The following is an 11890-nucleotide window of genomic DNA, read 5'->3' as shown; positions in this document are numbered from 1 at the left end:
CACCCTGCCCTTCCCGTTCCGAATCCACTGCACTTCCGACCCTTCTGGCGGCCGTTCCGGGCCTCAGAAGGGTCAGAACCGCAGTCGATTCGCGGGGGCGGGTGCTGGTGCTGGTGCGGATGCGGGTGCGGGGAGTGCTGAAGGGGGTGGGCGCTCAGCGCTGGAGCGCGGCCAGGGCGGCCTCGGCGTCGTCCGCGGCGGCGCGCAGCACCGGCAGGGCCTGCACGACGGCGGCCGCCACCTCCGGCGTGCGCGGCGCCGGCACGCGGGCCCCGGTCCGCAGGGCCGCCCGGCGCGCGCCCGGGTCGCGATGGTCCGGCCCGAGGGACAGCGCCGTGTTGATCGCCACGGCCACTCGCCCCTCGGCGTCGCGCACGGGCACGGCGACGCTGCTCAGATGGGCGTCCAGCTCCGCGGTCACCACGGCGTGGCCCTGCTCCCGCACGCGCGCCAGCTCGGCCATCAGCGCGTCCACGTCCGTGAGGGTGTGCTCCGTGGCGGGGGTGCGCGGGGCGCCTGCGAGCAGGGCACAGGCCTCGTCCTCGGGCAGGTCGGCCAGCAGCACGCGGCCCATGGACGTGGTGAACGCGGGCAGGCGCGTGCCGACGTCGAGGTTCACCCGCAGGATCCGCTCGGTGTGCACACGCGCGATGTACATCAGGTGCGCCCCGTGGAGCACGCCCGCGGAGCAGGACTGGTGCAGGCGCTGCGAGGCCTGGGTGAGGATCGGCCGGAGGATCTCGGAGACGGACCGGCCGGACCAGTAGCCGTGGCCGAGCTCCAGCACGCGCGGGGTCAGCGCGAACCGCCGCCCGTCCTGCACGGCGTAGCCGAGCTCCGTGAGCGTCAGCAGCATGCGCCGCGCCGTGGCCCGGGTGACCCCCGCGGCGGTCGCGGCCTCGCTCACCGAGAGCGTGGGGGTGTCCGGGGTGAACGCGCGCAGCACCGCCAGACCGGACGCCAGGGCGCGCACCACGTCCCCGCCCGACGCGGGACGTGCGCCGGGGGCGTCGACGTCGTCGGTCATGTCCGCCAGCGTAGTCCGCTATGCGCACAGCGCACGCCCGTGCGCGTCACGCACACACCCTTCCCCGCCCGCCGAGGCGGTCCTACGGTGAGGCCATGAGCCTCACCGATGCCTACGTGTTCGACGCCGTCCGCACCCCCTTCGGCAAGGTCGGCGGCGCGCTGTCGGGGGTGCGCCCCGACGACATGGCCGCCCACGTGGTCCGCACCCTCGTGGACCGCGCCCCGGGCCTGGAGGGCCTGCGCGCCGCGTCCGCCCAGGCCGTGGCCGACGCCGCCGCCGGCCGCCCGATCGAGGCCGGCACGGACGCCGCCGCCCCGCAGCGGATCGACGAGGTCGTCTTCGGCAACGCCAACGGCGCGGGCGAGGAGAACCGCAACGTGGCCCGCATGGCCACCCTCCTGGCCGGCCTGCCGCTGTCCATCCCCGGCACCACCGTGAACCGCCTCTGCGGCTCATCCCTGGACGCGGCGATCATCGCCTCCCGCCAGATCAACACCGGCGAGGCGGACGTGGTCCTCGTGGGCGGCGTGGAGTCGATGTCCCGTGCCCCGTGGGTGCTGCCCAAGACCACCCGCCCGTTCCCCATGCACGACCTGGCGGCGGCGAACACCACGCTCGGCTGGCGCCTGATCAATGACGCGATGCCGCCGGAGTGGACCGTCTCGCTCGGCGAGGCCACGGAGCTGCTGCGCGAGCGCTTCGGCATCTCCCGCGAGCGCCAGGACGAGTTCGCCGCGCGCTCGCACCGCCTTACCGCGCGGGCGTGGGACGAGGGGCGGTATGACTCCCTCGTGGCCGCCGTGCCCGGCACGGACCTGGAGCGGGACGAGACCGTCCGCCCGGACTCCACCCCCGAGACCCTCGCCGGCCTGCGCACCGTGTTCCGCCGGGAGAACGGCACCGTCACGGCGGGCAACGCCTCGCCCATGAACGACGGCGCCTCGGCCGCCCTCCTGGGCTCGTCGACGGGCGCCGATGTGCTCGGCCTGGAGCCCCTGGCCCGCATCGCCGGCCGCGCCACCGCCGCCAACGAGCCCGACTTCTTCGGCTACGCGCCGGTGGAGGCGGTGAACCGGGCCCTGTCCCGCGCCGGGATCGGCTGGAAGGACGTGGCCGCCGTCGAGCTCAACGAGGCCTTCGCCGCCCAGTCCCTGGCCTGCACGGACGCCTGGGGCGTGGACCCGGAGATCGTGAACGCCTGGGGCGGCGCGATCGCGATCGGCCACCCCCTCGGGGCCTCCGGCACCCGCGTGCTCGGCACGCTGGCCCGCCGCCTCGAGGCCTCCGGTGAGCGGTGGGGCGTGGCCGCGCTGTGCATCGGCGTGGGCCAGGGCATCGCCGTCGTCCTCGAGAACGTGGCCGCGCGCTGACGCGTCCGGCCGAGCACCCACCCGACCCCCTCATCCAAGGAGTCCCCATGCTGGAGTTCGTGGACACGGCCGCGCAGGCCGTCTCCCGCATCACCGACGGCGCCACGGTGCTGATCGGCGGGTTCGGCAACGCCGGCCAGCCGATGGAGCTGATCGACGCGCTGCTCGAGTCCGGGGCCACCGGCCTCACGGTGGTCAACAACAACGCGGGCCAGGCGGACGCGGGCCTGGCGCTGCTGATCAAGGAGCGGCGGGTCGCCAAGATCATCTGCTCGTTCCCGCGCCAGTCCGACTCGTGGCATTTCGACGAGGCCTACCGTGCCGGGGAGATCGAGCTGGAGCTCGTCCCGCAGGGCAACCTGGCCGAGCGCCTGCGCGCCGGCGGCGCCGGCATCGGCGGCTTCTTCACGCCCACCGGCTACGGCACGCAGCTGGCCGAGGGCAAGGAGGTCCGCGAGATCGACGGCACGCACTACGTGCTGGAGGCCCCGATCCGCGGCGATGTCGCGCTCATCAAGGCGTACGCGGCGGACCGCCACGGCAACCTCGTGTACCGCAAGACCGCCCGCAACTTCGGACCCGTCATGGCCGCGGCCGCCGCCACCACGATCGTCCAGGTGGACGAGGTCCGCGAGGAGCCGATCGACCCGGAGCACGTGGTGACCCCCGGCATCTACACGGACACCGTGGTGCGGATCGACACCGAGTCCGGGGAGAAGGAGCGCGCCGAGCGGGCTGCCCTGGCGGAGGGCCGGCCGAAGCCGTGCGCGGCCACGACGACCGCGGCCGAGCCGGCCGCCGAGGGGAAGTGAGGAGAGCGATGAGCATCACCCAGACCGACACCCCGCTGACCCAGGACGAACTGGCCCGTACGATCGCGGCGGACATCGCCCCCGGCTCCTTCGTGAACCTGGGCATCGGCCAGCCCACCACGGTGTCCAACTACCTGGAGGCGGAGAAGAACGTCACCCTGCACACCGAGAACGGCATGCTGGGCTTCGGCCCGCAGGCCGAGGGCGAGCAGATCGATGAAGACCTCATCAGCGCCGGCAAGATCCCCGTCACCGAGCTGCCCGGGGCCGCGTACTTCCACCACGCCGACTCGTTCGCCATGATGCGCGGCGGCCACCTGGACGTGTGCGTCCTCGGCGCCTACCAGGTCTCCGCGACCGGCGACCTCGCCAACTGGTCCACGGGCAAGCCCGGGGCGATCCCCGCCGTCGGGGGTGCGATGGACCTGGCGATCGGCGCCAAGGACACCTACGTGATGATGGATCTCTTCACCAAGAAGGGCGATCCGAAGCTGCTGGCCGAGTGCACGTTCCCCCTCACCGGCGTCGGCTGCGTCTCCCGCATCTACGCGGATCGGGGCGTCTTCCTGCTGGACGCCTCCGGGGTCGTGCGGGTCCGCGAGCTGCACGGCATCACGTGGGAGGAGCTGGAGGCGGCGCACCCCGGCGTGCGGTTCGAGAAGCTCGAGGACTGAGCCGCGGCGCCGCAGCCACCGGCCCCACGGGCTCTCGGAGGCCTGCGCCGTCGTCGACTTCTCGTGGGGAGGAACGCCGGTTGACTTATCCCGGGTGCGGCGGCCTGCGACCGGTGATAACTCAACCGACGACGGCGGCCCGCACCTTCGCGCGCAGGTGCGGGCCGACGTCGTCCCGGCGGGGTGCTCAGGCGGTGCGCAGCACCATGCCCGGGTGGAGCATGGTCGAGACCGTCATGCCGTTGAGGCGCTGCAGGCGCTCCATGGAGACGCCCGTGCGCTGGGCGATGAGCCACCAGCCGTCGTTCGCCTGGACCACGTACGTGGCGGGCGAGGGCGCCGGGGCGGAGGCGGTCTGGCCGGTCCGCAGCACCATCCCCGGGTGCAGCACGGTGGTCGCGGTCATGCCGTTGAGGCGCTGCAGGGTCTCCATCGTCACGCCGGTGCGGTAGGCGATGATCCACCAGCCGTCGCCCTCGCGGACCGTGTACGTGCCCGGGGCGGGGGCCGGGGCCGGGGCAGGCGCGGGCGGGGAGGTCGGCGCCGTGGCGGCCGTGATGAGCACCATCCCCGGGTGCAGGACGGTCGACGCCGTCATGCCGTTGAGCCGCTGGAGCTCCGCGGCGCTGACGCCGGTCCGTCGGGCGATGACCCACCAGCCGTCGTTCGGCTGCACCGTGTACGTGCCGGTGGTGATCGGGGTGGGCTCCGGGGCGGTCGGGTCGGCGACGGTGCGCAGCACCATGCCCGGGTGGAGCACGGTCGACTCGGTCATGCCGTTGAGCTCCTGGAGGGTGGCCGCGGGCACGCCGGTGCGGCGGGCGATGGTCCACCAGCCGTCGGTCGGCTGCACCGTGTACGTGCCGGCGGTCGACGGCTCGGTCGTCGGGGCCGGCGTCGGAGCCGGGGTGGCCGGTGCCGGCGGCTGGCCGGCCGCCGTCGCGATGGCCTCGGCGCGGTCCCGCAGGTCGTCGAAGCGGGCCATCAGGTGCTGCCCCGGGCACGCGGTCGCGGACGTGGCCCGGTGCGGGAAGATCGTGTCCACGGTGACGGGCGTGCCCGCGGCGTACTTCGTGCTGCCGCCCGAGGTCAGGGTGACTCGGCCCCGCGCGTCGATGCCGTCGCGGTACAGGTAGTAGGCGGTGGCGCGGGCCATCGCGTCCACCACCTCCTCGGACGGGGCGACCACGTCGTAGTTGCCCATCGTGGAGATGCCCATCGTGCCCCGGTTGAACCCGCCCGCGTGCGTGCCCAGCGGGTTCGAGTCCAGGGCGCCGCGGCGGCCCTCGTAGATGTTGCCGAAGCGGTCCGTGATCAGGTGGTACGGGAAGTCGCCCCAGCCGAGGGTCCTCGTGTAGTACGCGTAGATGCCGCGCATCTGCTCCACGGCCTGGGCGCGCGAGTAGTCGTTTGTGCCGGCCGTGTGGTGGATGGTCAGCGCGCGCACCTGGTCGAACTGCGGGGAGGACTCGGCCCAGGACTCGTCCGCGCCCCACTGCGCGCGGGTGATCACGTCCGGGAGGATCTTCGCGCGCGCATCCGAGGCCGTGGCCACGGTGCGGGCCTCGGCGGGTGCGGCGCCCCCGACGACGGCGCTCGACTTCACGCCCCGCGGCAGGCCGGCCGTCTCCGCGGCCTGCTCGGCGGTCACCGCCGGGTGCGCGCTCGCGACGGTCTCGTCCGTGGCGGCCGTGCCCGGGTCGATGAGGGACAGCTCGAGGCCGGCCGGGGCTGCGCCGTCGGCGGTGGTCACGCGCAGCTGGGCGCCGTCCGCGCCGAACGCGACGAACGGGTCCGTGCCGGTGCGCGCGGGGGCGGCGTCCTCAGGCAGGACGGGCCGATCCAGGACCTGCCACGGGCCCCAGGCCCCGTCCTGACGCACGCGGATCTCCACGCGCTCGACGGCGTCGTCCGCCGCGGTGTCCCACACGGCGGCGGCCACCGTGAACGGGCGGTCCACCACGGGCTCGCCGAGCACGACGCCGGCCGGAGCCTCCTCGGCCGGGACGAGGTTCTCGCCCTCCTGCGGGACGGTCGCGACGCCGGCGCCCTCGACGGGAGCGGCCGACGCGGGGGTCGCGGCCGCGCCGACGGTCGTGGCGCGGGCGGCGTCGTCGAGCGGGCGCACGTCGGGGGCGCCCTCCGTGGTCGCGGACGGCGGCTGCGGGAGCAGGCCGCCGACGAGGACGGAGAGCGCGGCGACCGCGACGGCGGGCGCGAGCGGGCGGGGGGACGCGGCGGAACGCGGCGGGAGAATCTTCATGCGGATGCCTTCGGAAGGTGGAGTGCCCGAGGAACGACAGGCGCGGGCCGTGTCGCTTTCCCGGGTCGGTGACGTGGTGAGGGCGGGATGAGGGCCGGAGAGCCGTCGTGATCGTAGCGTGATCGACCATTCCCGGGAACATTTTTCGAAGGCTTGTCGGGTGATTTCACGCCCCCGTGATGTCCGGTTCACCCATTCACAGGTGGGCGCGGTGTGGCACCGGGGCGGAGCACAGCGGAGGGGTGTCGGGTCCGCGCCGGGGGATACGGTGACGGGAGACCACCACGGGCCGCCCGGCCCGGGAACCAGAGGAGGCAGACCATGGCGGAGCCGATCCACATCGGCGCGGCGGCGGACGTCCCGGAGGGCGAGGCGATCGTCGTCCCGGCGGCGACGGCGGGGACGAGGGACGACGTCGCGGTGTTCCACACGGACGCGGGCGAGTTCCACGCGATCGACGACACGTGCACCCACGAGGACGCCTCGCTGGCCGAGGGCTGGCTCGAGGACGACCGCGTGGAGTGCCCCCTGCACGCCGCGCAGTTCTGCCTGCGCACCGGCGAGGCGCTCTGCCTGCCCGCCACCAAGGGCGTCGGCGTGCACCGCGTCGAGGAGCGCGAGGGCCAGCTCTACCTCGTCCCCGGCGCATGAGCCACGACGTCGACGCCCCGGCGGGCGTGCCCGGCTCGGTCGTGGTGGTGGGCGGCGGCGTCGCGGGCTTCGCCGTGGTCCGCGAGCTGCGGCGCCGCGGTTTCGCGGGCGGGATCGCCCTCGTGGACCCGCAGGGCGTGCCCTATGACCGGCCGCCCCTGAGCAAGGAGTTCCTGACCGGCGACGCGGACGCGCACCGCCTGCTGCTCGCCCCGCCGGCATGGTTCGCCGAGCACGGGGTGGAGCTGGTGGAGGACGAGGCGGTCCGGGTGGTGCCGGGCGGCGTCCACCCCGACGGCGGCCCCGCGCCCCACCGGGTGGAGACGGCCTCCGGGCGGGTCCTGGACGCGGACGCGGTCGTGCTCGCCACGGGCGGGCGACCCCGGGCCCTCGACGTCGCCGGCGCCGACCACCCGGACCTGATCACCCTGCGCACCCGCGCCGACGCCGAGACCCTGCGCGACCGCCTGACGTTCGGGACCGAGGTGGCGGTCGTGGGCGGCGGTTTCACGGGGGCGGAGGTCGCGGCCGCGGCGCGCCGCTCGCTCGCCGCGGTGACGCTCGTGACCGGGACGGACGCCCCGGCTCGCGCGGCGGTCGGGCCAGCGCTGGCCGCCCGCCTGCACCGGATGCACGCCGAGCACGGGGTCGCGGTCGAGGTCGGGCGGGCGGCCTGGATCGAGCACCGGGACGCCGACGGCGGCGCCGCACTGCCGGCCGCCCACCGGCTCCACCTCCACGACGGGCGGACCGTGGACGCCGACGTCGTGGTGTTGGCCGGCGGCACCGTGCCGGACACCGCCCTCGCCGCGGACGCCGGTCTGGAGGTGGCCGACGGCGTGCTCACGGACGCGATGGGCCGCACGACCGTGCCCGGGATCCTGGCCGTGGGCGACGCCGCGCGCGCCCGGGAGTCCGCGTGGGCGCCGTCGCGGCACTGGGAGCCGGCCCTGCGGTCCGGTGCGGCCGCCGCGGCGGCGTTCCTGGGGGGACAGGCGGACGCCCCGGGCGCCCCGTGGTTCTGGTCCGACCGGTACGACGCACACGTGGAGGCCGTGGGGGACATGACGGTGCCGGCCGGTGGGCGGATCGTGGATCGCGAAGTGCGCGGCGTCGTGGTGGCGAGCTTCGCGCTGGCCGCGGACGGGACCCTGCGCGGGGCCGCGTCGATTGACGACCCCATGACCGTCAAGGCCGCCCGGCGCATCATCGACCGGGGGATCGTGGTGGACGCCGCCGCGCTCGCGGACCCGGCCGTGCCGGTCAAGTCGCTGGCGCGGGGGTGAGGGCGCCCGTTTCGTCGACGAAAGCGGTCAGGTGCCGCAGTAGGTGACGAACGGGGCCCCGTCCGCCGGACCCGGCTCCGCGTGCCGCTCGAACCCGGGGCGCGGGGTGAGGGGATCCGTGACGGCCTCGAGCAGCCGGTGGACGGCGGTGAGGTCCCCGTCCTCCGCGGCCGTCAGGGCCTCGTCGAGCAGGTGGTTCCGTGGGATGTAGACGGGGTTCACCGCGCGCATGCGGGCCGGATCGGGACCCATCGCCCGCCAGTCCGAGAGCCAGGCGGCGAGCCCCGCGGGGTCCGGGGCGCCGGGGACGAGCCGTGCCGCCTCGGTGCGCGCCGCGTCGTCGTCCACGGGCGCCGCCGTGTGCTCGGCCAGCCGCACCCAGAACGAGGTCCAGTCGGTCCGCGCCGCGGCCAGCCACGGGAACAGGCGGTCGGTGAGCGCGGCGACGTCGTCCTCCGCCACCGACGCCGGGAGGCCGAGCTTGTCCCGCAGTCCGCCGCGCCACGCCGCGAGATGGGCGCCGTGGAACCTGCCCAGCGCCTCCTGGGCGAGTGCGACGGCGCGGTCGGGGTCGTCGTCGATCACGGGCACGAGGGCCTCGCCGAGTCGGGCGAGGTTCCACGCGGCGATGGGCCCCTGGTTGCCGTACGCGTACCGGCCCTGGGCGTCGATCGAGGAGAAGCTCGCAGCCGGGTCGAAGGCGTCGATGAACGCGCAGGGGCCGTAGTCGATGGTCTCGCCGGACAGGGTCATGTTGTCCGTGTTCATCACACCGTGCACGAAGCCGAGGAGCATCCAGCGGGAGACGAGCGCGGCCTGCGCGGCGATCACCGCCTCGTAGAGCGCGAGCGCGGGGTGCTCGGCGTCGGCGGCGTGCGGGTGGTGGCGGGCGATGGCCTCGTCGACGATCCGGCGCAGCACCTCCGTGGGGTGCGCCTGCTCGGGGAGGGCCGCGGCGTACTGGGCCGTGCCGACGCGCAGGTGCGACGCGGCCGTCCGGGCCAGCACCGCACCCGGCAGCACGGTCTCGCGGCGGACCGGGTGGCCCGTGGCGACGACGGCCAGCGCCCGCGTGGTCGGCACGCCGAGGGCGTGCATCGCCTCGGAGACCACGTACTCGCGGAGCATGGGGCCGAGCACGGCCTGCCCGTCGGCGTTGCCGCGCGCGAAGGGCGTGCGACCGGAGCCCTTGAGATGCAGGTCGTGGAGCCGACCGTCCGGAGCCGTGAGCTCGCCGAGGAGGAGGGCGCGCCCGTCGCCCAGGCGGGGGGAGTAGTGGCCGAACTGGTGGCCCGCGTACGCCTGCGCGACCGGCCGCGCGCCCGGGCCGGGCTGCTCGCCGGTGAGGAAGGAGACACCGTCGTCGCTGGCGAGCCACTCGGCGTCGAGGCCGAGCTCCGCCGCGAGACCGGCGTTGAGCAGGACGAGCTGCGGGCCGTCCGTGGCCTGGGCCTGCCAGGGCAGGGCGAGCTCCGGGAAGGTGTCGGCGAAATGCGAGCTCAGGGCGGGAACGGACGCGGTCATGGGGCCACGCTACGTGGGGGAGGCCGGGTGTTCACGGGCCGACTCCCACCGGGCCCGTCCTTTCGAGGCGGGAAATCGATCCCACGGGCGTGGACCAGAGCGCTTTGACCTGGATTTCCCGCCTCGAGACGGGGGCCGTGGACCTCACCGGGTCACCCACTGAACTCGGCTGCCCGGCGCCGCACCCGCGCGACGACGTCCGCGTAGTCGTCCTGAGCGTCGGCCCACATGACCTTGATCGAGAGCCAGTCGTGGTCGGCGCACCAGCGGTCGCGCAGCACGTCGCGGGCCTGCTGCTCGGCGGTGCGGTGGTGCTCGCCCTCGTATTGCAACGCGAGGCGCCACGGCCGATACCCGAGGTCGACCGTCGGAGCGCGGCAGTCTGACGGGTCCAGCCGGCACTGCACCTCGGGCTCCGGCAGCCCGGCGTCGACGAGCGCCAGCCGCAGACGCGTCTCGCGCGGCGAATCCGCCCCCACGCGCATCCTCGCCAGCGCCGCCCGGGCCAGTCCGCGCCCCCGGAAACGTCCCCGTTCGGCCAGCGATCGGACGAGCTCCTCCGGGGTGTAGGCGGGAGCCCCGCGTCCGCCGCCGGGCAGCCACGGCGGGCAGAGCAGGGCGTCACCGGCCACGACGACGTCCCGCTCGGTGAGCGCCGACCGTGCCGCGCACAAGTCCCACAGCGTGCGGGCCGGCGTCGTCACGAGCACGCCGCCCCGCGTCATCCGCTGTCCCTCCGGCACCTCGATGCGGTGGGGCGCCAGACCCGCCTGGGCCGGCCGGCCGCCCGAGGTGCCGACGCTGACGTGCACCGCACCGGGGGCCAACAGCCGTTCGGGCACGGTCAGGCCGTGCAGACGGGCGGCGGTCTCATGGCTGACGACGACGTCGGGATGGCGCCGCTGATACGCGCGGATCTCATCCATCGTCCACTCACGGACGGAGACCGCCGCAGGGCCGGCCGGCCCGTAGATGCCGTGGCGCAGCCGCCGCAGGTCTGAGGACTGCAGTCGGGACCACGTCACACCCGCCCGGCGCGCGTCATCGACCGTGAAGGCGGTGGGGTCGATCGACGGCGGAAGCGGGGCGGGGCGACGGGACATGCGGCGAGCGTGCCCCGTCGGTCGGCATCCCGAGACGGACGAGCGGGGGCCTGGGGATGCACGAGGGGGCCCGACGCGGTTGTGCAGGAGGCGGTGACCTCCCCGGGGCGCCGGCCCCGAGCCATTCGAGGCGGGAAATCCACGTCATGGACCAGGATCGGACGTCCATGGGGTGGATTTCGCGCCCCGAAGTGAGGGGATGACCAGGTCAGTACGACGCGCGGGGCGCGCCCTCCCCGTCGGCCGCGGCGTCGCTCGGCTCCGGGCACCAGCGGTCGGCGAGGGCCTCGGCGGCCCGGGCCAGCAGGGCGACGTCGGCGCCCACGTTGACGTAGTCCGCGCCGGCGACGGCGTAGGCGTCGGCCTGCGCGGGCACGAACGCATTGACGCCCACGAACTTCCCGGCGGCCTTGACCTTCGTGATGACCTCCTCGACCGCGGCCACCACGTCCGGGTGCGACTGCTGGCCGAGCAGGCCCAGGGACGCGGAGAGGTCCGAGGGGCCGATGAAGACGCCGTCGATCCCGTCCACCGCCGCGATCTCGTCGGCGTTGCGCACGCCCGCGGCCGTCTCGATCTGCACGATCACGGAGACGTGGTCCGCCGCGCCGGGCAGGTAGCCGGGGATCCGGTTCCAGCGGCCCGAGCGTGCCAGGGCGGAGCCCACGCCGCGCACCCCGCCCTCGGCGGAGCCGTCCGGGTAGCGGGCGGCGGCCACGGCGCTGCGGGCCATCTCGGCGTCGTCGACCATGGGCACCAGCAGCGTCTGGGCGCCCAGGTCCAGGAACTGCTTGATGGCCACGGTGTCCAGCGCCGGCACACGCACCAGGGTGGGCACGCGGTAGCCGGCGATCGTGCGCAGCTGGGCGAGGACGTCCTGCAGGGTCAGCGGGGCGTGCTCGGCGTCGATGAGCAGGTAGTCGAGGCCCGCGCCGGCGCAGATCTCCGCCGTCGTCGGGTCCCCCGAGGAGAGGAACATGCCGGCGGCGGGGCGGCCCCCACGGGCGGCGACGGCCTCGGGCGTGAAGAGGTCGCGGAACAGCGGCTGCGGGTTGTGGCGGACGGGCATGGGACGTTCCTCCGGGGTTCTCCGCGCCCTCCACCCGACGCGGGTTGAGTTGTCGCGGGTGGAGCGGCGTCGTACTGGTGATAGGTCAACCCGCGTTGCGGGCGGGCG

Annotated in this window: 10 protein-coding genes; 5 read left to right on the top strand and 5 right to left on the bottom strand. The window is 75.0% G+C overall.

Annotated features, from left to right (window positions below; translation table 11 throughout):
* Positions 1-154: 154 nt before the first annotated feature.
* The gene (locus tag J1M38_RS07200) at positions 155-1027 is read right to left on the bottom strand and encodes an IclR family transcriptional regulator C-terminal domain-containing protein (protein WP_020624471.1); all 873 of its coding nucleotides are present in this window, start codon (positions 1025-1027) and stop codon (positions 155-157) included.
* Positions 1028-1122: 95 nt separating this feature from the next.
* On the opposite strand from J1M38_RS07200, the gene J1M38_RS07195 reads away from it, so the two are divergent.
* The 3 genes from J1M38_RS07195 to J1M38_RS07185 are packed head-to-tail and all read left to right on the top strand — an operon-like array spanning position 1123 to position 3886.
* Positions 1123-2400 (top strand): thiolase family protein, encoded by a 1278-nt coding sequence (locus J1M38_RS07195; RefSeq protein WP_020624470.1) that lies wholly within the window; start codon positions 1123-1125, stop codon positions 2398-2400.
* 47 nt (positions 2401-2447) lie between these two features.
* Complete coding sequence (locus J1M38_RS07190) at positions 2448-3212, top strand: 3-oxoacid CoA-transferase subunit A (protein ID WP_020624469.1); 765 nt, start codon at positions 2448-2450, stop codon at positions 3210-3212.
* Positions 3213-3220: 8 nt separating this feature from the next.
* Positions 3221-3886 (top strand): 3-oxoacid CoA-transferase subunit B, encoded by a 666-nt coding sequence (locus J1M38_RS07185; protein ID WP_206481817.1) that lies wholly within the window; start codon positions 3221-3223, stop codon positions 3884-3886.
* Between the two features lie 187 nt (positions 3887-4073).
* Here the strand turns inward: J1M38_RS07185 and J1M38_RS07180 are convergent, their stop codons facing one another.
* Positions 4074-6149 carry a LysM peptidoglycan-binding domain-containing protein gene (locus J1M38_RS07180; protein ID WP_144819552.1) on the bottom strand — a complete coding sequence of 692 codons (2076 nt, stop codon included), beginning with the start codon at positions 6147-6149 and terminating at the stop codon, positions 4074-4076.
* A gap of 321 nt (positions 6150-6470) precedes the next feature.
* On the opposite strand from J1M38_RS07180, the gene J1M38_RS07175 reads away from it, so the two are divergent.
* Both J1M38_RS07175 and J1M38_RS07170 read left to right on the top strand, forming a co-directional pair.
* On the top strand, positions 6471-6800 hold the full coding sequence (locus tag J1M38_RS07175; RefSeq protein ID WP_002857882.1) for a bifunctional 3-phenylpropionate/cinnamic acid dioxygenase ferredoxin subunit: 330 nt from the start codon (positions 6471-6473) through the stop codon (positions 6798-6800).
* On the top strand, positions 6797-8086 hold the full coding sequence (locus tag J1M38_RS07170) for an NAD(P)/FAD-dependent oxidoreductase (RefSeq protein ID WP_041102609.1): 1290 nt from the start codon (positions 6797-6799) through the stop codon (positions 8084-8086). The genes J1M38_RS07175 and J1M38_RS07170 overlap by 4 nt, the downstream gene beginning before the upstream one ends.
* A 27-nt stretch (positions 8087-8113) precedes the next feature.
* Here J1M38_RS07170 and J1M38_RS07165 read toward each other — a convergent pair whose 3' ends face one another.
* The 3 genes from J1M38_RS07165 to J1M38_RS07155 form a co-directional block, all read right to left on the bottom strand.
* Positions 8114-9610, bottom strand: coding sequence for a YdiU family protein (locus J1M38_RS07165; protein ID WP_144819551.1), 1497 nt, complete (start codon positions 9608-9610; stop codon positions 8114-8116).
* Positions 9611-9762: 152 nt separating this feature from the next.
* A complete protein-coding gene (locus tag J1M38_RS07160) occupies positions 9763-10713 on the bottom strand; it encodes a hypothetical protein (protein WP_206481315.1) in 951 nt (316 codons plus the stop codon).
* Between the two features lie 208 nt (positions 10714-10921).
* Positions 10922-11782 carry an HpcH/HpaI aldolase/citrate lyase family protein gene (locus J1M38_RS07155; protein ID WP_036383620.1) on the bottom strand — a complete coding sequence of 287 codons (861 nt, stop codon included), beginning with the start codon at positions 11780-11782 and terminating at the stop codon, positions 10922-10924.
* Between the last annotated feature and the right edge of the window lie 108 nt (positions 11783-11890).

The organism is Micrococcus sp. KRD070 (assembly GCF_017168435.1).
GTDB classification, from domain to species: Bacteria; Actinomycetota; Actinomycetes; order Actinomycetales; family Micrococcaceae; genus Micrococcus; species Micrococcus luteus.
Note: the sequence above shows the minus strand (reverse complement) of the source record. Positions and strands in the feature narration are given on the sequence as shown.